The organism is Nonomuraea polychroma (assembly GCF_004011505.1).
Lineage (GTDB): Bacteria > Actinomycetota > Actinomycetes > Streptosporangiales > Streptosporangiaceae > Nonomuraea > Nonomuraea polychroma.
The window spans coordinates 7273752-7298767 of the sequence record NZ_SAUN01000001.1; the positions used below are offsets into that span (position 1 = coordinate 7273752).

Genomic DNA, 25016 nt, shown 5'->3' on the forward strand with positions numbered 1-25016 from the left:
TACCGAGGAGATGTCAGCCGAAGTGGGCCCGGGTTTCGGCGAAGGCCCGGTCGGTGCCCTCCAGTGCCTTGGCGACGTCGTCTTCCGTGTGCGCGGCCGACATGAACCAGTTGTGCCACGGGTGCAGATACACCCCGTGCCGCAGGCAGGCGTCGCTCCAGTACATGGCGACGGACAGGTCGGCGTCGCCGTCGAAGCTGAGCCACGGGATCGTGACCGGCCCCGTCTGGTTCACCACGAAGCCGTGGGACTTGGCCTGGTCGTTCAGGCCCTCGCGCAGGAGCGTGCCGGCGCGTTCCATGGCGGCGATGCCGTCCGTGTCACGCAGGGTCTCGATGGTGGCCTTGGCCGCCGCCATGGCGACCGCCGAGAACCAGAACGAGCCCGTCGAGTACAACGTCTGCGCGGGTCCGCGCAGCGCGTCGGTGCCGGTGACGGCGGCGATCGGGTAGCCGTTGGCCATGGCCTTGGACCAGGCCGTCAGATCCGGCCGCACCCCATAGGGCTCCCACGAGCCTCGCAGGTCGATGCGGAAACCGGCCCGCACGTCGTCGATCACCAGCGCCGCCCCCAGCCGGTCGGCCAGGGCGCGGGCGCCGCGGGCGAAGGCCGGCTCGACCAGCTCCTGGTCCTCGAACGAGTCGTGCTTGAACGGCGTCACGATGATCGCCGCCACGTCCCCTTCCACGGTGGCCGCCGCGGCCTCCAGCGACTCCAGCGAATTGTACGTGAACTCGACCAGGTCGGCCCGCTCGTTCGGCGTCGTGCCCGCCAGGGAGGGCGTGCACCACGGGTCGGCCCCGTGGTAAGCGCCGTGGGCCATCAGGACCTTGGTGCGGCCGGTGGCGGCTCTGGCGACCATCAACGCCTGGGTGGTGGCGTCGGTGCCGTTCTTGGAGAACATCGCCCAGTCGGCGCTCGGGATGGTGTCCACGAGCAGCTCGGCCAGCTCCACCATGATCGCGCCGGGACCGTTGAGGCAGTCGCCGAGCGCGGCCTGGCGGGCGGCGGCCTCCTCCACGCGCGGATGCCGGTGCCCCAGCACGATGGGACCCCAGCTGCACATGAAGTCGATGTACTCGCGCCCGTCCACGTCCCACTGCCGGCACCCTTCGCCGCGCTCGAAGAACTGCGGGTAGCCGGGGGCGAAGATGGCGGCGTTGAGGTGCCCGTACATGCCGCCGGGGACGACCTTCGCGGCGCGCAGGCGGAGTTCGGCGTCGTTCACGTGAGCATCCTTAGGGTCGAGTCGAGGTCGGTGAGCCCGGCGTCCGAGCCGAGGCCGGTGGCGACCCGGGCGGCGGCGGCCGTGCCCCATCGCGCGGCCGTCAGGACGTCCTGATCGTGGAGGAGGCCGGTGAGGAAACCCGCGCAGTACGCGTCGCCGCAGCCGGTCGTGTCCACCACGTCCGTCTTGAGCGCGGGCACGTGTTCGGAGCCGGCGTCGGTGACGACGAGGCTGCCTTCCGAGCCCATCGTGATCAGCACGCCGCGCGGGCCGTCGCCGAGCAGAGCGGCCGCGGCCTCGGGGATGTCCGTGCAGCCGGTCATGAGGAGGGCCTGGGATTCGTTCGGCAGCACGTAGTCGACGTGGGGGAGGAAGGCGCGGGCCATGCCTAGTAAGTCGGGCATCTCCGACAGGAGGTCCATGGTGACGATGGTCCCCGCCGCCCGTACCTCGTCCAGAAGGGCGAAGAAGGCCGGATCCCCCAGGCCGAACGTGACGTCCATGCCGCCCAGATGGATCGCCCGCACGCCGCGCAGCGCGGCGACGTCCAGGTCGGCGTAGGTCACGGACAGGTTCGCGCCGGGCACGTGGAAGCTGGGCCGCCCGCCGTCCGGCCGGATCGGCAGGATCGAGGCGGCCGTCTGCTCCCCCGTCCTGCGGACCAGGAACGAGGTGTCCACTCCCCGCTTGGCCAGCACCATCAGCAGGAAGTCGCCGAGCTCGTCGTCGCCGATGGCGCCCATCGTGACCACGGCGTTGCCCAGCTTGACCAGATCGACCGCCGTCCCCGCGGCGGAGCCCGCGGCGGTGAGGCGGAGCTGGTCGACCAGCACGGTGTCCTGGCCCTCGGGAATGTGGTCGATGGGCCTGGCGAGGATGTCGACGATGTGGACGCCGACGGTGGCGACGGTCATAGTCTAAATAGACAGACGTCCGAATAAAAAGTCAATGGAGGCGACCGATGCCGAAGATCGTCGATCACGACGAGCGCAGGCGCGAGGTGTTGTCGGCGGCCCGCCGGGTGATCGTCAGGGACGGCATCGACGCCGCCACCACCAGGGCCATCGCCAAGGAGGCCGGGTACTCCAACGGGGTGCTCGCGCACTACTTCGCCGACAAGGACGAGATCCTGCTGTCGGCGCTGCGGCAGTCGCACCAGCGCATCAGGGCGCGGCTGACCCGCAAGGTGGAGGGCGTGACGGGGCTCGCGGCCCTGCGCGAGCTGCTGCTCGACAACTTGCCGCTGGACGCGGAGCGTACTCAGGAGACGCGGCTGGAGGTCAGCTTCTGGAGTCGCAGCCTGGCCTCGGAGCGGCTGGCGGAGGTGCAGCGGACGGAGGCGGAGGAGCTGCGGGCCGCCGTACGCGATCTGCTGGGCGAGGCGCGCTCGGCCGGCGAGCTGCGCGCGGACGACAACCTCGACGACCTGACCGAGCACCTGCTCGCTTTGGTCGACGGCCTCAGCCTGCACCTGCTGCTCTATCCCGGCCGGCTGACCCGCGTCGACCTGGAGCGGATCATGCTGCAGGCACTCGACCGCCTGTGAGGGAGTGCCGTCGCCTGGAGGAGCGGCGGGAGCGCAGCGACCAGAGCGGGGGAAGGCGGCGGCGTCCGGCGACCGACCTGCCGAACGGAGTGAGGCCATGGGCAGGGCTTTGCTGTATATCGGACGACCGACTACATTGCCAGCGTATGAGCCTCCGCGAGCAGCTGTGCGAGTACGGCCGGCGCGCCGTCGAGCTCGGCCTGGTCATCGGCACCTCGGGCAACCTGAGCGTGCGCCAGGGCGACCTGGTCGCGGTGACCCCGTCGGGCGCCGCGCTGGACCGGCTCACCCCGGAGATGTGCCCCATCGTGGACGTGGAGGGCTATCTGGTGGAAGGCGAGCTGCAGCCGTCGAGCGAGACGCCCATGCATCTGGCCGTCTACGAGACCACCGACGCGCAGGCCATCGTGCACACCCACTCGGTGTTCGGGACCGTCGTGGCGACCACGATGACCGAGCTGCCGCCGGTCCACTACAACGCGCTGCTTCTCGGCGGCGTGATCAGGGTCGCCGAGTACGCCACGTACGGCACTCCGGAGCTGGCCGCCAACGTGCGGGCGGCGCTGGAGGGCAAGCGCGCCGCCCTGATGGCCAACCACGGCGGGGTGACCATCGGGGCGACGCTTGAGCAGGCGTTCGAGGCCACCCGGCTGCTCGAGTGGCTCTGCGAGGTCTACGTCCGCGGCCTGGGCGTGGGCAAGCCGACCATCCTGACGGAAGAGCAGCTCGCCGCCGTGGTCGAGCGCGCGCTCAACCCGCCCGAGTTCCCCCGGCGTTAGGCCAGGGCCACCTTCTCCGCCAGGCCGAGCGGCAGTCCCCCGGACCCGGCGATCGTGTCGTGGAACTCCTTCAGCGAGCCCTGGAACGACCCGCGGATGCGGTCGATCTCGATGGCGCCGGTGAGGTAGGACGGCGCCTGCGTGGGCCAGGCGCAGTAGCGGTTCACCTCGCCCTGGGCGGTGCCGGGCGAGAGCGACGCCTTCGTGGCCATGAACGTCTCGGCCTCCTCGATCGACATGTCCTCGCAGTGCAGCGCCGTGTCGACGACGATCCTGGCGGCACGGAAGATCCGGCAGTCCAGGTGGGCCAGCTCGGTGGCCGGGGTGTCGAAGTAACCCTGCTCGTGCAGCAGCTTCTCGACATACAGGGCCCAGCCCTCGGTGAAGTACGAGGTGCGGAAGACCTTCCTGACCGTGCGCGGGTTGCCCGCCATGTACGACAGGTGCCAGTGGTGCCCCGGGTACGCCTCGTGGACAGAGATCGAGGGCATCTGGGCCCGCGAATTCGTCCGCAGGCGCTGGCGCACCTGCTCGGGCGTGAAGTCGTCAGGCGTGTACGGCACGAAGAAGACGCCGGTCCGCGAACTGGCCAGCGGCGGCGGCGCGAGATAGTGGGCGACGGACAAGATCGGCCGGGTGTACTCCGCAGACGGCAGCACGTGGCACTCCTCGCCGTCGGCGAACGTCACCAGGTCACGCTCCCTGACGAACTCCCGTGCCCGCCGGGTCTCCGCCTCGTACTCGGCCCGCATGTCCGCCAAGGTCGGCGGATGGTCGTCCATGAGGAACTCCATCGCGGCCCGCCAGTCCTCGGTTCCGTTGACCCGGACCGCGACCTCCCGCATCCTGGCGTCCAGCTCGGCCCACGCGTTCTTGCCCTTCTCGTGCAGCTCGGCGGCGCCGTACCCGAGGAGCTCGCGCTCGCGCAGCAGCGTGGAGTAGAGCCGCTCCCCCATCCGCCAGGTGCCGCCGCACTGGAACTCCTCGAGGAAGGTGACAAGCTGGTCGAACGCCTCGCCGGCCGGCTCGGCGGCGGCCGCCAGCTTGGCACGCAGCTCGGGGTCCTCGACCATGCCGGGGATCGTCCGGGTGAGGAAGTTGCGGCCGGTGCGGGCCTGGCCGAGCCCTCGCTGGACGAGCAGCGGCGCCGCCAGGTCGGGGTCGAGGTTCGCCCGGCAGGCCGCCAGCACGGCGGGAACCTCCGCTAACCGGGAGATCGCGGCCGACACCAGCTCGGGCTCAGGCTTCAGTCGCCGCTGGAACGGCGTGTACATGGCGCCGAAGATCGGCGAGAGGTAGGCCGCGGGGTCGCGGCGCCACTCGGGCCAGGACGCCAGCGCGATGGACCCTCTCAGCTGCGAGAGGACAAGGTCTCTGTCGATCGCGTCGTCGAGGGACGCGGCCTCGGTCGCCGACAGGCGATCCAGCCAGCGAGCCTCTTCCTGCTCGCGGGCGGTCCAGGCGGAGGCGGTGAAATCGCCGAGGGTGTGATCGTAGCCGTCGGCTCCCAGGAGGCTGGCGACGACGGGACGGTCAGAAAAGTACCACTTGAGAAACTCGTCCACCGGTGCACCTTATCCTGAGCAAATGCCCCTGCAGATGACCGGCGCGCTCGGCGACCCCGACCTCATTCGCCTCCCCTGGGACGTCCCTCTGGCCGACTGGCCGCAACACCATCTGGTCGATCTCCCGCGCGGCATCTCGCGGCACGTGGTGCGCTTCGCCCGGCTCTCGGGCAAGGTGTACGCGATCAAGGAGATCAGCGAGCGCTACGCCAAGCGCGAATACCAGTTGTTGTGGGACCTGGCCCGGCTCGACGCACCGGCCGTGGAGCCGGTCGCGTACGTCACCGGCCGCGAGCACGGGCTGGACGCGGCCCTGATCACCAGGCACCTGCAGTTCTCGCTGCCCTACCGGGCCGTCATGTCCGGCACGCTACGCCCGGACACGCTCACCCGGCTGCTCGACGCCCTGGCCGTGCTGCTGGTGCGGCTGCATCTCAACGGCTTCTACTGGGGCGACTGCTCGCTGTCCAACACGTTGTTCCGCAGGGATGCCGGGGCGTTCGCGGCGTACCTGGTGGACGCCGAGACCGGCGAGATGCACCCGATGATCAGCAACGGCCAGCGGCTGGCCGACATCGACGCGGCGCACACCAACATCTTCGGCGAGATGCTCGACCTGGAGGCCGGCGGCCTGCTGCATCCGTCCATCGACCCCATGGAGACCGCCGAGGACGTCGTCGCCCGCTACCACCGCCTGTGGGACGAGATCAACGAGAGCGAGATCATCGAGGAGGTGGACTGGCACCGCGTGGAGCAGCGGATCAGGCGGCTCAACCTGCTGGGCTTCGACGTGGCCGAGATGATGGTGCGGCGCAAGGTCGGCACCGGGCGGCTCATCGTCCGGCCCAAGGTCGTCGACGCCGGGCACCACCAGCGACGGCTGCTCCGGCTGACCGGACTCGACGTGGAGGAGAACCAGGCGCGGCGGCTGCTCAACGACCTCGACGGGTTCCGGGTGGCCAAGGGACTGCGGCACGAGGACGAGGCCATCGTGGCGCACAAGTGGCTGGCGGAGGTGTTCCAGCCGACGGTCGAGGCCATCCCCGCGGAGCTGCGCGGCAAGCTGGAGCCCGCGCAGCTGTTCCACGAGATACTCGACCACCGCTGGTACCTGTCCGAGCAGGCGGGCGCCGACGTCGGGCTGGAGGCGGCCGTGAAGTCGTACGTGGACAACGTGCTCGTCCACAAGCCCGACGAGAAGGCGCTGCTGCCGGAGGACGCCGCTCAGTAGGCCACCGTGATGCGCCGGCGCGGGTGAGCGCCGTTGTCCAGCTCGTCCGCGACGGCGACCGCGTAGTCCTCGGCGCTGATGAAGCTGCGCCCCTCGGCGTCGGCCAGCAGGTAGTCGTGGCCGATCCGGTAGACCCCGGTACGCTCGCCCGGCGCGACCTCGGCGGCCGGCGAGATGTAGGTCCAGTCCAGGTCCTCGACCGGGAAGAAGAGGCCGAGCGCCGAGCGCTGGGCCAGTGCTTCCTTTTTGTAGATGTCCGGGAACTCGGGCGTGTCGACCAGGTCGAGGTCGGGCGCGACCTTGAGGCCGCCGGCGCCGCCGACCACGATCAGCCGACGCACCCCGGCCTCGCGCACGCCCTCGATCAGGGCCCGGTTGGCGTCGAGGAACGGCCCCTCCGGCTCGGTGCCGTCCCGCGGCGGGGAGATGGCGCTGACCACGGCGTCGTGCCCCTTGGCCAGCGTGGCGGCGTCGTGGACGTCGCCCTTGACCGGGCCCCCTGAGCGGCTGACGCCGGTCACTTCGTGCCCGCGACGGGTGAGCTCTGCGACGATGCGCTGGCCGATCATGCCGGTCGCGCCAAAGACAAGAATCTTCATACCGGCAAGAGTATCCGTCGGATACTGGTTACTTCATCGTGCTATAAGTACCTTATGGATACCGGTGATGTCTTCGACCCCAACTGCCCGACGAGGGTGGTTCTGGATCGGATTGGGGACAAGTGGTCGGTGCTGGTGTTGCTCAGCCTCATCGGCGGGCCGATGCGGTTCACGCAGTTGCGGGCCCGGATGGGTGGGGTCACGCCCAAGGTGCTGACGCAGACGTTGCGGGCCATGGAGCAGGACGGGCTGGTCACGCGGGAGGTGTTCGCCGAGGTGCCGCCGCGGGTGGAGTACACGCTGACGGATCTCGGGCGTTCGCTGCACGAACCGATCTCGGCGGTGGCCGCGTGGGCGGAGCGGAACGTGGCCGAGATTCTCCGGTACCGCGAGAAATCCGCCTGAGCGGCCCGCATCCGGGCACGGGCCGCTGCCGAGGCTTTCAGGCGCTCGTGAGCTTGGTGATCTCGGTGGCGATGTCGGGCCAGAGCGCACGCGGCAGGTCGTGGCCCATGCCGGGATAGGTGACCAGCCTGGCGCCGGGAACGGCCGCCGCCGTGGCCTGGCCTCCCGCCACGGGGACGAGCGGGTCCGCCTCCCCGTGCAGGACGAGCGTGGGCGCCTTCACCTGCGTGAGCGACTCCGTGCGGCTGCCCGAGGCCATGATGGCGGCCAGCTGCCTGGCCGTGCCCGCAGGGTCGAAGCACCGGTCGTAGGCCGTCCCGGCCAAGGTGGTGATCCACTCGCGGTCCAGCTCGTAGCCTGGCGAACCGATGACGGACCAGGTCCGCAGCGCCTGCTCCAGCACGCCGTCCCGATCGGCCGGCGGCGTGGCCATGAGCACCGCGAGCGCCTCCGCGGTCGGCGGGGCTACCTCGGTGCCCGGTGTCGACATGATCGAGGTCAGGGTGAGCACCCGTTCGGGATGCCGGATGGCCAGGGTCTGGGCGATCATCCCGCCCATCGACGCCCCGACCACGTGGGCGGCGGGCCAGGCAAGCGCGTCCATGAGGCAGGCGGCGTCGTCCGCCAGGTCGTCGAGCAGGTACGGCGCGGGCGCCCCCGCCTCGGGGACGCCCTTGTCGTGGAAGTGCGTGGACAGGCCCGCGTCGCGGTTGTCGAACCGCACGACGTGGTGGCCCTGCTCCGCCAGCAGCCGGCAGAACTCCTCGTTCCAGTGGATGAGCTGAGCACCGAGCCCCATGATGAGGAGCAGGGGTCGTCCTGCCGGCGAGCCGAAGGTCTCGTAGGCGATGTCAATGCCGTTGGCGGTTGCGCGCATGGTCACGGAGACCAGAATGACATTCTGGTCTCCGTACGTAAAGTCAGCGCTTGACGAGCCTGCGGCGCGTAGTCAGCTCTTGAGGAGCCTTCGGCCGAGCACCGCGCCACCGCCGGCCAGGGCCAGGATGCCCGTGGCGAGAACGGCGCCGCTCACCGGACTGGACGCCCCGACCTCGGCCTCGGTGTCCTCTGCGCTCGCGGGAGCGGAGACACGCTCAGGAGCGGCGACGGCCTTCCCGCCCGCCGGCTCCTCGGTGGGCTCAGCGGCCTTTCCGGCCGCCGGCTTCTCGGTGGGCTCCTCTTCGGCCACGACCTTGGGGGGCTCGGCCGGGTTGGTGTCCTTCCTGGCCCAGGCGCCGGTGGAGAAGGGGACCGGCTGGTTCTTCTTGCCGACACCGGGACCCCACTTGGTGATGACGTAGTCGATGTCGATGTGGCCCTGGCCGCCGACGCCGTCCACGTGGAGCGTGTCGGGGTTGAACGTGCCGCCGGTCAGCTCGGCGAAGGTCTTGGCGTCCAGGTCGAGCATGATGCCGCGGTTGGACGGCGTGCCCGGGCCGCGGTCGCCGACGAAGAAGGGCAGCTTCTTGCCCTTGTAGATGACGTATCCCTCGGTCAGCAGCGGCCAGCTCGGGCTGGCGGCGAGCCCCTTCTGCATGGGCTTGCCACTGGCCGGCATGCCGGTGTCACCGGCGCGGCCGGAGCCGTCGTCCCAGAAATAGGACGCTGTGGTCGAGCCCTTGAGCAGGACCTTCTGTTCGTTGTCGGAGTCGGCCTGGGCGGCTGTACAGGCGATGGTCAGCGTGGTGGCGGCGGAGGCGGCGAGCAGGGCGCAGGAACGCAGGCCAAAACGTGCAGACATAGAGCAGTGAGGTCCTTTGCGAGGGGTCAGGGACACGCGCTCCTGAAAAAGGGCGTAGCAAAGCAGAAAGCCGAGCGGGGGTTACTACGCGGAGCGCGGAAAGAGCCTGGGAAAAGGGCCGATCAGCCGGTGGCCGGCACGACGCTGTCTGGGGGTACGACGCGGTGATACATCAATGAGGTGTCCTCTCCATCACGCCTACCGGGTTAGCTGACGGGTTCGGGCTTGGAGGATGCCCTACCGGCCAGGTGGCCGGATTCACCCCTGAGGGATGGGTCCCCGGTTCCCGATCGCTCGGGATTCGGCTATGTAATGGCCCACACTGTAACCACGTATTCCGGACATACGCAAACGATTCATCATGAATCGGACAAAAGATCTACCTTCATATGAAGGCATAGAAAGAGGGGGCACGGCATGCCGTACCCCCTCGAAATTCGAGCCTCAGCCGCCGCTCTTGCGCCTGAACGATCTTTTACTCGCAGCCGGGCCGTGCGCCCCGTGGATCTTCGATGGGTCGCCACCCCTGCCACCCGCGCCCGACCCCGCGTGCTGGTTGCGCTTGCGCTCCAGCGCCTCACGGAACTTGCGCTTCATCTCGTCCTCGGAAGTTTCGCTGGTTTCCGGCTCCGGTGTATCCGCCATGAGGACCTCCATGGTGTTGGGGACAATCACAGCTTCGCACGGCCCCGCTTGTGGCGCGAAACCGGGGCGGTGCGGCACGCGGCCCGAGCTCAGATGCCTTGAGTAAAGACGAACCGTTCCTGGTATTGCGTTGGGGCGCACCTGGAAACAGAAGCCACATGACGGTCAACCCCCCGGAGCGGCGATGAGCGTCCTCGGCCACGACCTGGCGATGGATCTCGGGGCGGCGAGGACGCGGATCTACGTCAAGGGCAAGGGCATTGTCCTGGACGAGCCCTCGGCCGTCGCGCTCGACGCCGAGACGGGCAAGGTCCTCGGGTACGGCGCGGCAGCCGTGGGCGTGCCCGGCGAGACGTGCTGGCCGATCAGCGCCGGTCTGCCTGCCGACGGTGAGCTCACCCGGCGCCTGCTCCGGTATTTCATCCGCAGAGTGCACAGACATCCGTTCGCCCGGCCGCGCGTGGTCATGGCCGTGCCCGAGGACTCCACGCCGATCGACCGGGCGGCGCTGCGGGACCTGGCGTTCGAGGCGGAGGTGCGGGACATCCTGCTGATCCCGCACGCCCTGGCGGCGGCGCTCGGCGCGGGCGTGCCGGTCAAGGACTGCGCCGGGTGGATGGTCATCGACATCGGCCGCGACGCGGCCAGGATCGCGGTGCTCTCGTACGGGGCCGTGGTGGCCTCCGGCACGGTGGCCGTCGGCGGCCATGCCATGAGCAAGTCGATCGTCCGTCTGGTCGAGCGTGACCACGGGCTGCTGATCGACGAGGAGGAGGCGGAGGCGGCCAAGCGCCGGGCGGGCTCGGAGTGGAAGCCGCTGGACCGGCAGGTGCTGGTCCGCGGCAAGGACACGGAGACCGGCCAGGAGCGCACGGCCGCGCTCCCGGTGCAACTGATCTACGAGGCGACGAGGCAGCCGGTCGAGTCCATCGAGCGGGCGGCGGCCGGGATCGTGGAGCACTGCCCGGCCGAGTTGGTGGCCGACCTCGGGGAACAGGGTGCGGTGCTGGTGGGGGGTGGCGCGCTGCTACGCGGGCTGTGCCGGCGGATGCGTACCGCCTTGTGCATGCCGGTGCGCAGGGCGGAGCGGCCGCTGGAGTCCGTGGCGCTCGGCCTCGGACACTGTGTCGACGACCTGGGACTGATCGCCAAGCTCAGGGGCGGCGGCGTGTGACGCCGGGCCTGGTCGTCTTCGGCGACAAGCGCTCGCTGCTGAAGGAGCTGGTGGACGTCACCGTCGCGGGTGCCGACGAGCCGGTGGCGTGGCCGCCCGAGCAGTGGGAGGAGTGGACGCACCGTACGCTGGCCGCCCAGCTCCTCCAACCCACGTGACAGCACGTGGCTACGGCGTGGCCAGCGCCTCCGTCGGGGACAGACGGGAGGCGCGGATGGCCGGATAGAGGCCGGCCATGGCGCCGATCATCAGCGTCGCCGCGAGGCCGCCGACGGTGGCCCAGGCCGGCACCACGGAAGGCCAGCCACTGTAGAGCGCGTACCCCATGGTGACGGCGGTGCCCAGGAGCACGCCGCCCGCTCCCCCGATCGCCGACAGCAGCAGCGACTCGGCCAGGAACTGGGTGCGGATCTGGCCGCGGGTCGCGCCCAGCGAGCGGCGCAGGCCGATCTCCGCGCGGCGTTCCAGCACCGAGATCACCATGGTGTTGGCCACGCCGACACCGCCCACGAGCAGGGCCACCGCGCCCACGCCCAGCAGGAGGTTGGCGAACGCCTGGCTGGTCGCCTGCTTGGCGGCCAGCGCGTCGGACGGGCGGGAGACGTCGATCTCGTTCGGCGCCTCCGGGTTGGCGGTGCCGGCGAGGACCTGACGTACCGCCTCCAGCTTGGCCTCCTCCGACCGGGTGTAGAGCGTGGTCGGGTGCCCGTCGAAGTCCAGCCGTTCCTCCGCCACCGGCCAGCCGACCATGACGCCGCTGTCCAGGTCGGTGGCGAGCGCGACCGGGTTCAGCACGCCGACCACGGTGAAGCGCTCGCCGCCGACGACGACCTGCGTGTCCTGGCTGACCGAGCCGATGCCGAGCCGCTGGGCGGCGGCCGAGCCGAGCACCGCGGCCGGGTACCGTTCGGTGGCCTGGTTGAGCCAGGTCCCGCTGCGCAGCGTCGCGCCCACGGTGGCCAGCAGGTCGAGGCGGGCGGCGTACGTGGTGATGCCGCCGGTCTGGGCCTCGGGGATCTGCTCGGACCGGTAGACCTTGGCCTCGGAGACCTTCGCCACCGCGGAGGCCGCCTGCACCGGGCCGATGCGCTCGATCATCGCCTCGGCGTCCTTCGGCATCTGCGCCGCCTCGCCCGCGAGCGTGGTGCCCGACGTGACCGTGAGCAGGTTGGTGCCGAGGGCGGAGAGCGTACGATCGAGCTCGGCGCCCGAGGAGGACGAGAGCCCGACAACGCCCACCATGGCCGCGATGCCGATGGCGATGCCGAGCGCGGACAGGAACGCCCGCAGCGGGCGCGTCCGCAGACCGATCGCGCCCACCCGCATCACGTCGCCCAGCCGCATGCCGGCCGGGGCCAGTTTGGGCCGTTTCACCTCGACGAGGGTCATCACGCCACTCCTGATTCGGCCATTTCCGGCGCTGCGGTGTCCGAGATGATCTCACCGTCACGCATCCCCACCTGCCGCGGCAGGCTGGCGGCGATCTCCCGGTCGTGCGTGATGATCACGATGGTCGTGCCGGACGTGTTCAGCTCGTGCAGCAACTCCATGACCCCCGTGCCCGACACGGAGTCCAGGGCCCCGGTCGGCTCGTCGGCCAGCACCAGCGGCGGCTCGCCCGCCACGGCCCTGGCGATGGCCACGCGCTGCCGCTCGCCGCCGGACAATTCGTGCGGCTCGTGGTCCATGCGATGCCCGAGACCGACCCGTTCGAGCGCGGCGGCCGCCCGGCGGCGCCGCTCGGACCGGCTCATACCGGTGTAGATGAGGCCGTCGGCCACATTGTCCAGCGCGGGGACCTTCGCGGCGAGGTGGAAGTGCTGGAAGACGAAGCCGATCGTGGTGGCGCGCAGCGCCGAGAGCTGGCCGTCGGACAGTTTCGAGACGTCGTAGCCGTCGATGTGGATGGTTCCCGACGTCGGCCGGTCGAGGGTGCCGATGACGTTGAGCATCGTCGACTTCCCCGACCCCGACGGGCCGACGATGGCGATGAGCTCACCGTGCTCGATGCGCAATGTCACCGAGTTCAGCGCCGTCACCCCGCCGGGGTAGGACTTGGACACATCCGTCAGCGCGATCATGGGGTACGTCACTTCGGCATCCCCACGGTCATGCCTTCGGTGAGCCCGTCACCTTCGACCTCGACCCGCCCGCCGGCGAACAACCCCGTCTCCACGGCGATGTACCGGGATGTGCCGCCTTCGATGATCTCCAGGCCGAACCCGCCCTCCTGCAGCGCCACGAGCGCCGCGACCGGCACGGTGAGCACGTTCTTGCGCTGCGAAGCGGTGAACGTCACATCCACCGATGCCTTGTCGAGCCCGTTGGCGGCCTTGGCGTTGCCGATCGAGACCAGGGCCTCCACCCGGGTCTCGGGGTCGGCGTTCTGGCTCTCGCCCGGCACGATGACCGTGGCGACCTCGGTGACCTTGCCTTTCACGCTCTTGCCGTCGGGCAGCGTGACTTCGACCTTGGCGCCCTTCTTGGCCATCCGCTGGTCCTCGGCCTCCAGTTCGACGGTGACGACCTTGGACGTGCCCGTGTACGTCAGGACCTTCTGCCCGGGCTGGGCCGGCTGGCCTTCCTCGGACTCGATGCTCTCCACGCGTACCTTGCCGGGCGCGAAGACGACCCGGCCCAGCTCGACCACGCCGGTCTCGTCGAGGCCCCGGTCCTCCTGCCATTCCATGACGGCCTCGGCCGTGTCGTAGGTGTACTCGTCGTCGACCGTGAAGCCGTCATAGCCCAGCTTGCTGAGATTGCGCTCCAGGTTCTCCACGTCATTGCCCTCCACGCCGATCTTGAGGTCGCGGTAGGCGGGCGTGTCGCCGTACATGAGCGTGACCGGGTCGTTGTCCAGCCGGTACAGCGACTTGCCGCGGGTGACCTGCCTGCCGCTCTCGGGCAGCCAGGTGATCGTGCCAGGCTTCCTGGTCACCGCCGTGGTGACCGGTCCGTAGCCGAGCTCGCCGTCGGCGTCCATCGTGTCGTTCAGCGTCTGCTTGGCGACCGTGGCGGTGGCCGGGGGCAGGACGTTGGCCGACTGGGTCGGGCCTGAGGCGCCTTTCAGCAGTCCGGCGCTGTTGATCGCCACGAAGCCGCCGCCCGCGGCGGCCAGCACGATCAGGAGTCCGGCGACCACCTTGCCCCGCCCGCGACGGCGGCGCGGGCGGGCGGGCGTCGCGTCGGGCTCCGCCTTCCCGTCAACGGTGGTCATCCCCATCACATGCCTCCCATGCCCGCCTCGGCCATCTCCTTCTGGCACTTCTCCTGGGCGGACTTGAAGTCGGGGTCCTGGCCGACGTCGCCGGTGATGCGCATCATGCCGCCCTCGGGGTCCGGGTACTTCTCCACCCCGTTGTCGCGCATGCACTGCGCGACCTTGCGCAGGGCCTCGGCCTGCTTGGGGTCGCCCCCGCCCGCCTTCTGGCCGCTCGGGGCGTACTGCTTGCAGGCCTCCTGAGCCTTCTCCATCGTCTCCCTGGGCGTGTTCTTGTCGAGCCGCATCATGACGCCCTTGCCCGGCTCGGGGTCCGGCATGTCGATGCCGTTCTCCCGCATGCACTGGGCGTACTTGAGCGCCCTCTCGTGCGGGTCCTCGCTCGGCTTCGCGCTGGCCGCGGCCTGGTTTCCGGTGCCGCTCACCGACGCCACGTCCGAACCGGCGTCGCCGCCGCCGCCGCAGCCGGCCAGCAGCATGGTCGCTGCGGCCAGGGCGACGAGAACTCGTGCTCTCATGGATGTCTCCTCCGTCGAATCAACGTCGTTCGAGGGGAGATGCAATAGGGCCCGCCGTTTCCTCAGCGTTTCCGTCCGTGCTGATTTCTTCCGGGGAGGTGCTGATTTCTTCCGGCGGCTTATTTTGACCAAATGCCCCCTACGCCACACTCAGCTCTGTAAGCGAATGAGAGGGCCTGAGGTACGCCATGCGGGTGCTGGTGGTTGAGGACGAGCGGATGCTCGCCGACGCGATTGCCGAGTGGCTGCGCGAGGAGACCCACGCGGTCGATCTGGCACACGACGGCGAGGCGGCTCTGGAACGGATCGCGGTCAACGACTACGACGTGGTCGTGCTGGATCGCGACCTGCCGCGGGTGCATGGTGACGACGTGTGCAGGGAGCTGGTCGCCTCGGAGTCCGACGCGCGGGTGCTCATGCTGACGGCCGCCGCGCAGATCGACGACCGGGTGACGGGGCTGTCCATCGGGGCCGACGACTACCTGTCGAAGCCGTTCGCGTTCCCCGAGCTGGCCGCCCGCGTCCTCGCGCTGGGGCGGCGCTCGCGGCCGGCCGTGCCGCCGGTGCTGCGCCGGGCCGGGATCACGCTGGACCCGGCGCGCAGGGAGGTGTTCAGGAACGGGCGGTTCGTGCCGCTGTCGAAGAAGGAGTTCGCGGTGCTGGCCGAGCTGATGCGGGCGAACGGCAACGTGGTCTCGGCCGAGCAACTGCTGGAGAAGGCGTGGGACGAGCACGCCGACCCGTTCACGGGCGCGGTCCGGCTCACCATTCTCAAGCTCCGCCGCAAGCTCGCCGACCCGCCGGTCGTGGAGACCGTGCCAGGAGTGGGGTACCGGATCGCATGAGATTCCCGCGCCTCCAGCCCACGTTGCGGCTGCGGCTCACGCTCGTGTACGGCGCCGTCTTCTTTCTCGCCGGGCTGACCTTGCTCGGCGTCACCTATTTACTGTTCAACCAGCAGCTGACGCGGACGTTCGAGAGCCGGTACGCGTCGGAGCCCGGCAAGGTCAAGAACCTGTTCTTCATGAAGGACGGCGTCCTGATGGAGGGCCAGGCCGCGATCGAGTGGCTGCGCCAGCAGGAGCTGGAGCTGCGCAGCGCCGCCATCACCTCGCTCCTCACGCAGGGCGCGATCGCGCTGATCGTGGTCGGCGGCGCCGCCGTCGGGCTCGGCTGGGTGGTGGCGGGGCGGGTGCTGGCCCCGCTGCACCGGGTCACCGACACGGCCCGCAAGATCGCTGCCGAACCCATGGCCGAGCGCGGCCTGCACCAGCGGATCGGACTCGAAGGGCCGGAGGACGAGGTCAAGACGCTGGCCGACACGTTCGACACCATGGTGGAGCGGCTGGACCACTCCTTCGACGGACAGCGCCGGTTCGTGGCGAACGCCTCGCACGAGCTGCGGACGCCACTGACGCTGAACCGGGCGCTGGTCGAGCTGGCCATGCACCGCCGCACGGCCTCGGCCGACGTCAAGGAGCTGGGCGAGAGCCTGCTGGAGATCAACGCCCGCCATGAGCGGCTCATCTCCGGATTGCTGCTGCTGGCCCGGTCCGAGCAGGAGATCGCGGACCGCTCGCCTGTGGACCTGGCCGACGTGGTGACGCACGTGGTCAGGCAGACCGAGGGCGACGCCGCCGAAGCCAAGATCACCGTGTACGAGGTGACCGCGCAGGCGCCGACCACCGGGGACGCGCTGCTGCTCGAACGGCTGGTGCACAACCTGGTCGAGAACGGCATCCGGTACAACGTCGACGACGGCACCGGGTGGGTGCGGGTGGTCAGTCGTACCGTGTCGGAGGGGAAGGTCGAGGTGGAGGTCAGCAACACCGGGCCGGAGGTGCCGCCGTACGACATCCCGCTGCTGTTCAAGCCCTTCCACCGGCACGGCGCCGAGCGCGTGGTCACCGCACGGAGCGCAGGTCTTGGCCTGTCGATCGTGCGGTCGGTGGCGCTGGCGCACGGGGGCGACGTCAGGGCGCGGCCGCGCGAGGGCGGCGGACTGGTCGTCACCGCCTCACTCCCCCGCGCCCGCCACTAAGAGGGGTACGCCTGACGTTTGCCGTCCGGACTCACCGCCTCCATACGACTTCACTACAAATCCGAGAAATGAGCCGCTTCCGGAAGTAGATCGCTATCGTACGTAACGTCCACCGCACCCGTCCCAGGAGTCACTTCTCTCATGGCGCATGTCGAACCGCTGCGGGAGGACGATCCAGCGGTTGTAGGGGTCTACCGCCTGCTCGGCCGGCTCGGCGCGGGCGGGCAGGGGACCGTCTATCTGGGGGAGGCTCCCGGCGGCCGGCCGGTGGCGGTCAAGGTGCTGCGGGACGGCGCGGGGTTCGACGACCGGTTCGCCAAGGAGCTCGAGGCCGCCCGGCGGGTGGAGCCGTTCTGCATCGCGCAGGTGCTGGACGCGTCGCTGGGGCGGCGGCCGTACATCGTGACCGAGTACGTCGAGGGGCCCTCGCTGCAACAGGCCGGCCGGCACACCGGGGCCGACCTGCAGCGGCTCGCCGTCGCCACCGCCACCGCGCTGACCGCCATCCACCAGGCGGGCATCGTGCACCGGGACTTCAAGCCCGCGAACGTGCTCCTCGGGCCCGGTGGGCCGCGGGTGATCGACTTCGGCATCGCCCGGGCTGCGGACACCGCCGCCACGGTCTCGAGCGGCATCGTGGGGACGCCGGCGTACATGGCGCCGGAGCAATTGGCGGGGCAGGCGGTGGGGCCGGCCGCCGACGTGTTCGCGTGGGCGGCCGTCATGGTGTACGCCGCGACCGGCACGCCGCCGTTCGGCCAGGACACGCTGCCGGCGATCATCAACCGGATCCTGCACAACGAGCCGCAGCTGGGTGATCTGCCGCCTCCGCTGCGGTCGATCGTGTACGGCTGCCTGGCCAAGGACCCGCGTGCCCGGCCGACCATGAAGGACGTGCTGCTGTTCCTGCTGGGCGGGGCCCAAGAGCCTCCTCACGCTCGGACGCCCGGCCCTGCCGGACCGCCGATGCCGGAACCGGGCCCGATGGCGGCGCCGGGCCCGATGGCAGCGCCGGGGCCGATGGCGATGCCCGCGCCAGGCGCTGGAGCGATGCCGCCACCTGGACCCGGACAGTGGGCGGGAGCCGGGCCGTCGGCAGCGGGGATGCCTGGGGCGGGAGGCTTACCTGGCGTTGCCGCCGGCGGCGGGCGAGGGCGGCGGAGGCGGAGCGGTGTGCCGGTGGCCATCGGGGTGTCGGGCGTCGTGGTGGCCGTGCTGGTCGCCGGTGTCGTGTGGCTGGCCCCGTGGCCGGGTGTCCAGGCCGGCTCGGTGCAGCTCGCGGCCTCCTCGCCGGCGCCCTCCGCCCCGGCCACCCAGGTGCCCGCGACCACGACATCGCCGCCGCGCAAGTCCACGCGCAAGCCCACACGCAACCCCACGGGAACGCCCAGCCGCACGAAGACCCCCAAACCCACACCTTCTTCCTCCCCCACCCCCGACCGCACGACGGAACGGCCGACGCCCTCCCCCACACGGACCACCAAGAAGCCGGCCACGACCGCCAAGATCAGCATCCTCGAGATCCAGCTGTCCGGTGGGCCCGGCCAGTCCAACGCCGAGGGCTGCTACATGCCGCCGGTGCACTTCCAGACCAACGTGGAATCGTCCCGGTCCGAGGTGTGGGTCTCCTATGTCTGGGAGGTGGACGGCAAGGCCGTCTCACGCAGCAGGTCATGGGTGTCGAAAGGTGAGTACACGGCGTTCGTGACCTCCTATCACTATGACCTGAAGCCCGGAATTCACCGGATCACCCTGCGGGTCACCTCGCCGTCCGTGACGAGCAAGAGCGTCTCGATCACCATGTGCGACGTGGAGTCCTACGAATGACGGACTCCATCGGCCCCTACAAGGTGATCAGGCAGCTCGGCGAGGGCGGCCAGGGAATGGTCTACCTGGCCGCCGCCCCTGACGGGACGCGGGTCGCGGTCAAGGTCCTGCGCGAGGGCATTCGCGGGGACGGGCGCTTCGCCAAGGAGATCGCGGCCGCTCGGCGCGTCGAGCCCTTCTGCATCGCGCAGGTGCTGGACGCGTCGCTGGGCGGGCGGCCGTACATCGTGACCGAGTACGTCGAGGGCCCGTCCCTACGCGAGGCGGGCCGCCACACCGGGGCCGACCTGCAGCGGCTGGCCGTCGCCACCGCCACCGCGCTCGTCGCCATCCACCGGGCCGGTGTCGTGCACCGCGACTTCAAGCCCGCGAACGTCCTGCTCGGCCGCGACGGGCCACGGGTCATCGACTTCGGCATCGCCCGTGCCATGGACGACGCGGTGACGCGGACCAGCAGCATCGTGGGGACGCCGGCGTACATGGCGCCCGAGCAGTTCGCGGGCGCCGCCGTCGGACCGGCCGCCGACGTGTTCGCCTGGGCGTCCGTCATGGTGTACGCCGCCACCGGCGCCCCGCCGTTCGGCAACGACTCCCTGCCTGCCGTGCTCAGGCGGATCCAGTACGAGGAGCCGCGGCTGGACGGCGTGCCCGAGCCACTGCGGTCGATCGTGCATGCCTGCCTGGCCAAGGACCCGCACGCCCGCCCGGCCATGCAGGACGTGCTCTTCCGCCTCATCGGCGGCCCATCACCGGCGACCCCTTTCGCCGACGGCTCCCCACCCGTCGATGGCCCGGGCACTGGTGGCGCGGCGCAGGCGGGAGCACGGCCTGGTCACAGGAGCCCGCGCGCGCTCGAGCGGACCGGTCCGACGCATGCGGCCGCGCGCCGGCGGGCCGGAGTCGTCTTCCTCGCCGCCGGGACGGCGCTGGCCGTGACCGGGGCGCTGGTCGCAGCCTGGATCTGGCTGCCCGTGTTCCGCGTCCCGGCCGACACCACCGCCATCGTCACGACCTCCTCAGCCGCCTCCCCCACCTCCCGCCCGGTCACGGGGGCGAAGGAGTCCGCCAGGGCTTTGCGCCCGGCCGGCAGCCCGCGCCCCACCAAGACCGCCACCGCGCAGCCCAGCGCCACCACCCCATCCACCTCTCGCACCACGACCCGGCCCTCCGCGCGACCCACCACCGCGAAGCCGACAGCCACCACCACCGGCGGTGGCAGTGGCGGCGTGACGTCGGTGACCTTCACCTACGAAGGCATCAGAGTCGGGGACTGCTGGCGTAACGACATGAACATCTGGGCCAAGGTCTCGGCCACCGGCACCTACACCTATCGATGGCTCGTCAACGGCCAGAACCAGGGCAGGCAGCAGGGCACGTCGTCATCGAAGCCGCTGCTCCCCTCCATCGTGTGGAAAGGACCCGGCACCTACCGCGTGGTCTTCGAAGTGGTCACCCCCACGAGCATGCGCAAGAGCACCGCGGTGACCATCTGCGGCGACTGGGAGGGCTGGCAGTAGAGCGAAGGGGTAATTATCGCCAAAACGGATGGGAGTAAATCAGACATGACCGCATCGAACCCCTCGATCCCCCGGTTTCACCTGGCCATGCCCGTGGACGATCTGGACGCGGCCCGCCACTTCTACGGCGAGCTCATCGGCTGCGCTCAGGGCCGCAGCTCCGACACCTGGATCGACTGGAACCTGCACGGCCACCAGTTCGTCACCCACCTGGCGCCCGCCCGCGCCCAGCAGGCGCACAACCCGGTCGACGGGCACGACGTGCCGGTCCCGCACTTCGGGCTGATCCTGACCATTCCGGAATTTCACAAACTGGCGGACCGGTTCCGGGACGCCGGCACCCGGTTCGTCATCGAGCCGTACCTGCGTTTCGAGGGGCTGCCCGGCGAGCAGTGGACGATGTTCCTGCTCGACCCGGCCGGCAACGCCCTGGAGTTCAAGGCGTTCGCCGACGACTCCCAGGTGTTCGCAGTCTAGGAGCCGCCGGCGGCGGTGCGCAGCGCGCGGTAGAGAAGGCGGGCGTCGCCCAGGTGGTGGCGCAGGAGCTTTTCCAGGCCGCCGATCGGGACGAGGTTCTGTGGCGCGCGCGGGTCCTTGTAATCCACCCCGGCCAGCGGCGGCAGGGCCAGCGTGACCGCGTCGGCCAGGCGTACGACCTGGGCGGGCTCCAGCTCGGCACTGGCCTCGCAGCGGGCCACGCCCGCCCAGGGCGCCGGCGACTGGACGGGGAGCCGCACGTACCAGGCGTGCCGCCGCCAGCTCGTGCCCATGAGGAAGACCGGCGTACGCTGCCCGGGCGTGAGCGCGGCGACCACCGCGGACTGCGGCGACGGCAGGTACGCGGTGTGGTGCGTCTTGATGTAGCCGACCGTGCGCGGCAGATGCGTACGCCCCCGCAACGGCCCGTCGACCAGCAACAGGTCGTCACTCTGTGCCCGGTGCCGCACCGCCAGGTCCACCTCCAGCTGCGTGACCTGCCGCTGCAACGCCAGCGACAGCTCCTCGAAACTGGCGTCGGCGGCCTTGCCGGGGTGGTAGGTGGCATGCGAGGTCTTGACCTCGGGCGCGTGCGGGGACGCGGAGATCAGCGCCCGGTTGACCTCGATGTCGGCGAGATCGGCGCCGTCCGGGCCGCACCGCACGATCCCGGCCGCGTACGAGGCGGCGATCCCGGGGACGGGCATGGGCGAGTCGGGATCGTGGACCCAGACGCGGGCATCGATCCTGCGGACGCCGTCGGCGACCAGCAGCGTCTCGGGGGCCACGGCGTCAGGGCCGGGCGTGACGGGCTTCCAGTCGGCGGCCGGCCGCTCGATGTCCAGCACGAGCTCCGCGCTGGTCGCGCCCAGCTCGGAGAGTGCCTCGACGGCGAGGGCGGCGGCGTAGCCGGGGTCCCACGGGTCGACCGTGAAGCCCGTCATCCGACCTCCGCCTTCCGCACGTGTGAGCCCTTGGCGTCGCGCCTGACCTCGAAGCGTACCGGCACCCGCTCGGCCAGCGCGGGAACGTGGGTGACGACGCCGATCATGCGTTCCTGGCCGGCCGCGAGGCGTTCGAGTGTCGTGGCGACGGTGTCGAGCGTGGCCGGGTCGAGGGTGCCGAAGCCCTCGTCGAGGAAGATCGAGTCCAGTCCCCTGGCGACGGCCCCGGACAGGGCCAGGGCCAGCGCGAGCGCGGCCTGGAAGGTCTCGCCGCCGGACAGCGTGCGGGCGCTGCGCCGCATCCCGGCCTCGCCGTAGTCGATGACCTCGATGTCGCCGGTCTTGTCGCTGAGCGCCAGCTCGTACTGGCCGTCGGACAACTCGCGCAGCGTCTCGGAGGCCGAGGCGACCAGGACGGCGAGGGCCTCGGCGCACAACCAGCGCTCGAAGGCGTTGGCGCGCAGGCGCAGCGCGAGCTCGTGGGCGACCTTGGCCTCGTGCTCCTTCATGGAGACCTGGCTCTCCAGGTCGGCGGCGCGTTTGCGGTCCTCCTTGAGCCGGTCGAGCGCGCTCTCCGCGCGGGCCACGGTCCCGGCGACAGCGGCGCCGAGCTGGTCGGGCGAACCGTCCCGCGGGGCCACGACGCCGTGCTCGGCCAGGCGCTCGGCCAGCCTGCGGCGGTCGCCGGCGAGCCGCTCGCCGGCCTGGGCGAGCTCCTCGTCACGCGCGGCCAGAGCGGCGCGGGCGGACTCGGCGGCCCGGTCCCGCCAGCCGAGCAGCTCGGTCCAGGCCCGGTGCAGGTCCTCGCGGACCAGGGGTGGCGGCGGGTCGTCCTGGGTGCCGGAGACGAGCAGCCGGTCGCGGGCGGACTCCAGCGTGCGCCAGGCGGTCTCGGCCTGCCTCTCGACCTGCTCGGCGGCGGCCCGCGCGTCCTCCAGCCGGCCGCGGGCGGCGCGTACGGCGCTGCGGGCCTGCGTGGCCAGCTCGTCCGCCTTGGCGATGGCGGCCAGCCGCGCCTCCAGGTCGGCCCGGTCACCGGGCGCGGGGAGCGCGGCGAGCTCGGACTCCAGCCGGGCCGCCTGCGTGGCCGACATGGACGCCGAGGCCTCCGCCTTGGCATGGGCGGCTCTGGCGCGCTGGGCTCGCTCACGGGCGCCGGCGAGGACGCGGTCGGCGGTGCGCATGTCCGCGGGCGGTTCGTGGCGGGGCAGCTGGGAGATCGGGTGGCGGCAGACCGGGCAGGGCTCGCCCACGGCCAGGCGGCCGACCAGGTGGGCGGCGGCGTGCGCGTCGCGCAGGCGTTCGCGCTGGTCCTCGGCCGCGGCCAGCACCTGCTCGGCCGTCGCCAGCTCGCCGGCCAGGCCCTCCAGCGACGCGGCCGCCGAGGCGGCGGCGGCGCGGGCACGGGCGGTCTCGGCCCGCAGCCGGTCGCGGTGGTCGAGGGCGGCCAGCGCCGCCCGTGGCGCGCCGCGGTCGCCGAGCGCGGCCAACGCCTCGAACGCCTCGTGCTCGTCGGCCTCCAGCGCGGCGACCTCGGCGGTGAGCGTGCCGACGGACTCGGCGGCGGCGCGGCGGGCCGAGGCCAGGGTCGGGACCGCGGCGGGCATGCGCAGCTGCGCCAGCACCGACTGACGCTCGGCCACGGCGGCCCGCTCCTGCTCGGCGCGGCGGATGTCGGCCTCGCGGGCGCGCAGCAGGTCCAGGTCGGCGCCGATGGTCTCGGCCAGCCGCCGCAGCGCCGCCAGCCGCTCGGCCAGCTCGCGCTCGGCGTCCTCCGTCGCGCCGGACAACTTGGCGAGCTGGTCGCGGGCGAAGGAGGCGGCCTGCTTGGCGGTCTCCTCCTCGCGGGCGGCACGCTGCCTGATGCGCTCGTAGACGTCGGCGTCGAGCAGCTGCACCAGCAGATCCTGCCGCTCGCGCGGCGCCGCGTGCAGGAACTCGGCGAAACGGCCCTGCGGCAACACCACGCACTGGGTGAAGAACCGGTACTCCAGGCCGGTCACCTGCTGGGCCTCGATGGTGACGTTCTCGCCCTCGGCGAGGGGTTTGACCACCGCGTCGAACGCCGGCGGGGCCGCGGGGTCGAGCTCGTCGAGCCTGGCCTCCTTGGTACGCACCGCGCCCTTGGCGTCGCGCACCATCGCCCGGACCACGCCGTAGCGCCGCCCATTGCTCTCGAACACCATCGCCACCTTGCCGGCGCTGACGGACGGCGCGAGGGCGTGGGCGACGGCGCCCTCCCTGCCCCAGCGCGGCACCGTGCCGTACAGGGCGAAGCAGATCGCATCGATGATCGTGCTCTTGCCGGCCCCGGTGGGTCCGACGAGCGCGAAGTATTCGGTGTCGGTGAAGTCCACGGTCACCGGCTCGCGGAAGCTGCCGAAGTGGTCCAGGTGCAGCAGCAGGGGACGCATCAGCCGGTCACCTCGTCGTAGAGCCGGTCGAACAGGGTGGCCACCTGGTCGTCGTGGCGTCCGGTGGCGGCGAGGTAGTCGCGGAACAACTCGCGCGGGCTGCGATCGGCGGAGCTCGCCCGCCGGGTGGCGGGCACCGGCCGGAACTTCTCGTCCAGCATGACGTCGACGGCGCCGGACAGCAGCTCGCGCACGTCGTCGGCGAGGCCCACGCGGGGTTTCTCCTCCACGATGACCTTGAGCCAGTCGTCGCTGGGTTCGATGGCCTCCAGCTGCTCCAGCGTGCCGCGTACGGTGCGCAGCCGGCGGGCCGAGGCGAACGTCAGCTCACGCACCACGGCCGGCCGCCCTGGGGAGACCTCGACCAGCAGCGCGCCCGGGGTGTTGCCTTCTTCGCCGAAGTCGACGGCGAGCGGCGAGCCGCTGTACCAGATCGGACAGGGCCCGGGGATCTGCTGGCGGCGGTGGAGGTGGCCGAGCGCGGCGTACTGGGTGGCGGTCGGGAAGGCGGTCGGCTCGAAGTAGTAGGAGAAGATCGACTGCGCTTCGCGCTCGCCGCCGCCGAACGCCCCGCCGGGCAGGGTGCCGTGGGTGGTGACGAGGTTGACGGTGTCGCCGTGGAAGCCGGCCGTGAGCGCGCCGATCAGCTCGCCGATGCGGGCGGCGTAGTCGCGGTTGTGGTCGGCGGCGGTGCCGGTGAGGACCTCGGCGGCGCGTACGACGTACCGGTGCGACAGGAACGGCAGCACGGCCAGCCGGACCGGCTCCCCCGAGCGCGCGGTGAAGGCGAGCGTGCCGCCCGCGTCGGGGCGGCGGAAGGCGCCGAGCACGTGCAGCCCCAGCTTGCCCAGCACCGGCCGGTAGACCTCCAGCAGCTGCGGGTTGTCGTGGTTGCCGGCCAGCACCACCACGTCCCTGCCGTCGCCGCGCAGCGCCATGAGCGCGTTGAGCACCAGCGACTGGGCCTCGGGGGTGGGCGCGGAGGTGTCGAACAGGTCGCCGGCCACGATGACGGCGTCCACGTCATGGGTACGGGCGGCGGCGACCAGCTCGCGGAGCACGGCCCGGTGCTCGTCGAGGCGGGAGCGGCCTTTGAGCACCTTGCCGACGTGCCAGTCCGCGGTGTGGAGGAACTTCACGAAACC

25 protein-coding genes and 1 riboswitch are annotated in these 25016 nt (G+C 71.1%); of the genes, 11 read left to right on the plus strand and 14 right to left on the minus strand.

The window, feature by feature from the left end; all coding sequences use genetic code 11:
* Positions 1-13: 13 nt before the first annotated feature.
* Both EDD27_RS33115 and EDD27_RS33120 read right to left on the minus strand, forming a co-directional pair.
* The gene (locus tag EDD27_RS33115) at positions 14-1228 is read right to left on the minus strand and encodes an aminotransferase class III-fold pyridoxal phosphate-dependent enzyme (protein WP_127935885.1); all 1215 of its coding nucleotides are present in this window, start codon (positions 1226-1228) and stop codon (positions 14-16) included.
* On the minus strand, positions 1225-2142 hold the full coding sequence (locus EDD27_RS33120; RefSeq protein WP_127935886.1) for a carbohydrate kinase family protein: 918 nt from the start codon (positions 2140-2142) through the stop codon (positions 1225-1227). The genes EDD27_RS33115 and EDD27_RS33120 overlap by 4 nt, the downstream gene beginning before the upstream one ends.
* Positions 2143-2189: 47 nt before the next feature.
* Between EDD27_RS33120 and EDD27_RS33125 the strand changes: the two genes are divergently transcribed.
* Positions 2190-2774, plus strand: a complete 585-nt coding sequence (locus EDD27_RS33125) for a TetR/AcrR family transcriptional regulator (protein WP_127935887.1) — start codon at positions 2190-2192, stop codon at positions 2772-2774.
* 146 nt (positions 2775-2920) lie between these two features.
* Entirely contained in the window at positions 2921-3553 is a 633-nt protein-coding gene (locus EDD27_RS33130) for a class II aldolase/adducin family protein (RefSeq protein ID WP_127935888.1), read from the plus strand.
* Here EDD27_RS33130 and EDD27_RS33135 read toward each other — a convergent pair.
* On the minus strand, positions 3550-5118 hold the full coding sequence (locus EDD27_RS33135) for a DUF885 domain-containing protein (RefSeq protein WP_127935889.1): 1569 nt from the start codon (positions 5116-5118) through the stop codon (positions 3550-3552). The genes EDD27_RS33130 and EDD27_RS33135 overlap by 4 nt on opposite strands.
* Before the next feature lie 22 nt (positions 5119-5140).
* Between EDD27_RS33135 and EDD27_RS33140 the strand changes: the two genes are divergently transcribed.
* Complete coding sequence (locus EDD27_RS33140; protein ID WP_206641771.1) at positions 5141-6349, plus strand: DUF4032 domain-containing protein; 1209 nt, start codon at positions 5141-5143, stop codon at positions 6347-6349.
* Here EDD27_RS33140 and EDD27_RS33145 read toward each other — a convergent pair.
* Positions 6343-6948 (minus strand): NAD(P)-dependent oxidoreductase, encoded by a 606-nt coding sequence (locus EDD27_RS33145; RefSeq protein WP_127935890.1) that lies wholly within the window; start codon positions 6946-6948, stop codon positions 6343-6345. The two genes, EDD27_RS33140 and EDD27_RS33145, sit on opposite strands and share 7 nt — an antisense overlap.
* Before the next feature lie 54 nt (positions 6949-7002).
* Here EDD27_RS33145 and EDD27_RS33150 point away from each other — a divergent pair, with 54 nt between their 5' ends.
* Positions 7003-7353, plus strand: coding sequence for a winged helix-turn-helix transcriptional regulator (locus tag EDD27_RS33150; protein ID WP_127935891.1), 351 nt, complete (start codon positions 7003-7005; stop codon positions 7351-7353).
* 37 nt (positions 7354-7390) lie between these two features.
* Here EDD27_RS33150 and EDD27_RS33155 read toward each other — a convergent pair whose 3' ends face one another.
* From EDD27_RS33155 to EDD27_RS33165, 3 genes are all read right to left on the minus strand, one after another.
* Positions 7391-8230, minus strand: coding sequence for an alpha/beta fold hydrolase (locus EDD27_RS33155; RefSeq protein WP_164904255.1), 840 nt, complete (start codon positions 8228-8230; stop codon positions 7391-7393).
* Positions 8231-8302: 72 nt separating this feature from the next.
* A complete protein-coding gene (locus EDD27_RS33160) occupies positions 8303-9094 on the minus strand; it encodes a hypothetical protein (protein WP_241564385.1) in 792 nt (263 codons plus the stop codon).
* Positions 9095-9274: 180 nt separating this feature from the next.
* Positions 9275-9411: riboswitch (cyclic di-AMP (ydaO/yuaA leader) on the minus strand.
* 127 nt (positions 9412-9538) lie between these two features.
* Positions 9539-9739, minus strand: a complete 201-nt coding sequence (locus EDD27_RS33165; RefSeq protein ID WP_127935893.1) for a DUF5302 domain-containing protein — start codon at positions 9737-9739, stop codon at positions 9539-9541.
* 184 nt (positions 9740-9923) lie between these two features.
* Between EDD27_RS33165 and EDD27_RS33170 the strand changes: the two genes are divergently transcribed.
* Both EDD27_RS33170 and EDD27_RS54715 read left to right on the plus strand, forming a co-directional pair.
* A complete protein-coding gene (locus tag EDD27_RS33170) occupies positions 9924-10913 on the plus strand; it encodes a rod shape-determining protein (RefSeq protein WP_127935894.1) in 990 nt (329 codons plus the stop codon).
* The gene (locus EDD27_RS54715; RefSeq protein ID WP_164903899.1) at positions 10910-11071 is read left to right on the plus strand and encodes a hypothetical protein; all 162 of its coding nucleotides are present in this window, start codon (positions 10910-10912) and stop codon (positions 11069-11071) included. The genes EDD27_RS33170 and EDD27_RS54715 overlap by 4 nt, the downstream gene beginning before the upstream one ends.
* A 10-nt stretch (positions 11072-11081) precedes the next feature.
* Here the strand turns inward: EDD27_RS54715 and EDD27_RS33175 are convergent, their stop codons facing one another.
* Genes EDD27_RS33175 through EDD27_RS33190 form a run of 4 tightly spaced genes read right to left on the minus strand, consistent with a single transcriptional unit; the run spans position 11082 to position 14651 of the window.
* Positions 11082-12302 (minus strand): ABC transporter permease, encoded by a 1221-nt coding sequence (locus tag EDD27_RS33175; RefSeq protein ID WP_241564386.1) that lies wholly within the window; start codon positions 12300-12302, stop codon positions 11082-11084.
* Positions 12302-13006, minus strand: coding sequence for an ABC transporter ATP-binding protein (locus tag EDD27_RS33180; RefSeq protein ID WP_421916177.1), 705 nt, complete (start codon positions 13004-13006; stop codon positions 12302-12304). The genes EDD27_RS33175 and EDD27_RS33180 overlap by 1 nt, the downstream gene beginning before the upstream one ends.
* Positions 13003-14130, minus strand: a complete 1128-nt coding sequence (locus tag EDD27_RS33185) for an efflux RND transporter periplasmic adaptor subunit (RefSeq protein ID WP_241564387.1) — start codon at positions 14128-14130, stop codon at positions 13003-13005. The genes EDD27_RS33180 and EDD27_RS33185 overlap by 4 nt, the downstream gene beginning before the upstream one ends.
* Positions 14131-14135: 5 nt before the next feature.
* Positions 14136-14651: a hypothetical protein gene (locus EDD27_RS33190; RefSeq protein ID WP_127935896.1), complete on the minus strand. Its 516-nt coding sequence runs from the start codon at positions 14649-14651 to the stop codon at positions 14136-14138.
* A gap of 188 nt (positions 14652-14839) precedes the next feature.
* Between EDD27_RS33190 and EDD27_RS33195 the strand changes: the two genes are divergently transcribed.
* From EDD27_RS33195 to EDD27_RS33215, 5 genes are all read left to right on the plus strand, one after another.
* Positions 14840-15496: a response regulator transcription factor gene (locus EDD27_RS33195; protein ID WP_127935897.1), complete on the plus strand. Its 657-nt coding sequence runs from the start codon at positions 14840-14842 to the stop codon at positions 15494-15496.
* Positions 15493-16692, plus strand: coding sequence for a sensor histidine kinase (locus tag EDD27_RS33200; RefSeq protein ID WP_127935898.1), 1200 nt, complete (start codon positions 15493-15495; stop codon positions 16690-16692). Before EDD27_RS33195 ends, EDD27_RS33200 begins: the two co-directional genes overlap by 4 nt.
* Positions 16693-16833: 141 nt before the next feature.
* On the plus strand, positions 16834-18519 hold the full coding sequence (locus EDD27_RS57985) for a serine/threonine protein kinase (RefSeq protein WP_206641772.1): 1686 nt from the start codon (positions 16834-16836) through the stop codon (positions 18517-18519).
* Positions 18516-20036: a serine/threonine-protein kinase gene (locus EDD27_RS55900; RefSeq protein WP_206641773.1), complete on the plus strand. Its 1521-nt coding sequence runs from the start codon at positions 18516-18518 to the stop codon at positions 20034-20036. Before EDD27_RS57985 ends, EDD27_RS55900 begins: the two co-directional genes overlap by 4 nt.
* 45 nt (positions 20037-20081) lie before the next feature.
* The gene (locus tag EDD27_RS33215) at positions 20082-20513 is read left to right on the plus strand and encodes a VOC family protein (RefSeq protein WP_127935899.1); all 432 of its coding nucleotides are present in this window, start codon (positions 20082-20084) and stop codon (positions 20511-20513) included.
* Here the strand turns inward: EDD27_RS33215 and EDD27_RS33220 are convergent.
* The 3 genes from EDD27_RS33220 to EDD27_RS33230 are packed head-to-tail and all read right to left on the minus strand — an operon-like array spanning position 20510 to position 25010.
* Entirely contained in the window at positions 20510-21457 is a 948-nt protein-coding gene (locus tag EDD27_RS33220) for a hypothetical protein (RefSeq protein WP_127935900.1), read from the minus strand. The two genes, EDD27_RS33215 and EDD27_RS33220, sit on opposite strands and share 4 nt — an antisense overlap.
* Positions 21454-23871, minus strand: a complete 2418-nt coding sequence (locus EDD27_RS33225) for an AAA family ATPase (RefSeq protein WP_127935901.1) — start codon at positions 23869-23871, stop codon at positions 21454-21456. The genes EDD27_RS33220 and EDD27_RS33225 overlap by 4 nt, the downstream gene beginning before the upstream one ends.
* Positions 23871-25010 (minus strand): exonuclease SbcCD subunit D, encoded by a 1140-nt coding sequence (locus tag EDD27_RS33230; protein ID WP_127935902.1) that lies wholly within the window; start codon positions 25008-25010, stop codon positions 23871-23873. Before EDD27_RS33230 ends, EDD27_RS33225 begins: the two co-directional genes overlap by 1 nt.
* Between the last annotated feature and the right edge of the window lie 6 nt (positions 25011-25016).

Excerpts from the sequence above, each read along its gene's own strand:
- EDD27_RS33120 (WP_127935886.1), bottom strand. The coding sequence starts at position 2,142 with ATGACCGTCGCCACCGTCGGCGTCCACATCGTCGACATCCTCGCCAGG.
- EDD27_RS33125 (WP_127935887.1), top strand. The coding sequence starts at position 2,190 with ATGCCGAAGATCGTCGATCACGACGAGCGCAGGCGCGAGGTGTTGTCG.
- EDD27_RS33130 (WP_127935888.1), top strand. The coding sequence starts at position 2,921 with ATGAGCCTCCGCGAGCAGCTGTGCGAGTACGGCCGGCGCGCCGTCGAG.
- EDD27_RS33140 (WP_206641771.1), top strand. The coding sequence starts at position 5,141 with ATGCCCCTGCAGATGACCGGCGCGCTCGGCGACCCCGACCTCATTCGC.
- EDD27_RS33145 (WP_127935890.1), bottom strand. The coding sequence starts at position 6,948 with ATGAAGATTCTTGTCTTTGGCGCGACCGGCATGATCGGCCAGCGCATC.
- EDD27_RS33150 (WP_127935891.1), top strand. The coding sequence starts at position 7,003 with ATGGATACCGGTGATGTCTTCGACCCCAACTGCCCGACGAGGGTGGTT.
- EDD27_RS33155 (WP_164904255.1), bottom strand. The coding sequence starts at position 8,230 with ATGCGCGCAACCGCCAACGGCATTGACATCGCCTACGAGACCTTCGGC.
- EDD27_RS33160 (WP_241564385.1), bottom strand. The coding sequence starts at position 9,094 with ATGTCTGCACGTTTTGGCCTGCGTTCCTGCGCCCTGCTCGCCGCCTCC.
- EDD27_RS33165 (WP_127935893.1), bottom strand. The coding sequence starts at position 9,739 with ATGGCGGATACACCGGAGCCGGAAACCAGCGAAACTTCCGAGGACGAG.
- EDD27_RS33170 (WP_127935894.1), top strand. The coding sequence starts at position 9,924 with ATGAGCGTCCTCGGCCACGACCTGGCGATGGATCTCGGGGCGGCGAGG.
- EDD27_RS33175 (WP_241564386.1), bottom strand. The coding sequence starts at position 12,302 with ATGACCCTCGTCGAGGTGAAACGGCCCAAACTGGCCCCGGCCGGCATG.
- EDD27_RS33185 (WP_241564387.1), bottom strand. The coding sequence starts at position 14,130 with ATGACCACCGTTGACGGGAAGGCGGAGCCCGACGCGACGCCCGCCCGC.
- EDD27_RS33190 (WP_127935896.1), bottom strand. The coding sequence starts at position 14,651 with ATGAGAGCACGAGTTCTCGTCGCCCTGGCCGCAGCGACCATGCTGCTG.
- EDD27_RS33195 (WP_127935897.1), top strand. The coding sequence starts at position 14,840 with ATGCGGGTGCTGGTGGTTGAGGACGAGCGGATGCTCGCCGACGCGATT.
- EDD27_RS33200 (WP_127935898.1), top strand. The coding sequence starts at position 15,493 with ATGAGATTCCCGCGCCTCCAGCCCACGTTGCGGCTGCGGCTCACGCTC.
- EDD27_RS57985 (WP_206641772.1), top strand. The coding sequence starts at position 16,834 with ATGGCGCATGTCGAACCGCTGCGGGAGGACGATCCAGCGGTTGTAGGG.
- EDD27_RS55900 (WP_206641773.1), top strand. The coding sequence starts at position 18,516 with ATGACGGACTCCATCGGCCCCTACAAGGTGATCAGGCAGCTCGGCGAG.
- EDD27_RS33215 (WP_127935899.1), top strand. The coding sequence starts at position 20,082 with ATGACCGCATCGAACCCCTCGATCCCCCGGTTTCACCTGGCCATGCCC.
- EDD27_RS33220 (WP_127935900.1), bottom strand. The coding sequence starts at position 21,457 with ATGACGGGCTTCACGGTCGACCCGTGGGACCCCGGCTACGCCGCCGCC.
- EDD27_RS33225 (WP_127935901.1), bottom strand. The coding sequence starts at position 23,871 with ATGCGTCCCCTGCTGCTGCACCTGGACCACTTCGGCAGCTTCCGCGAG.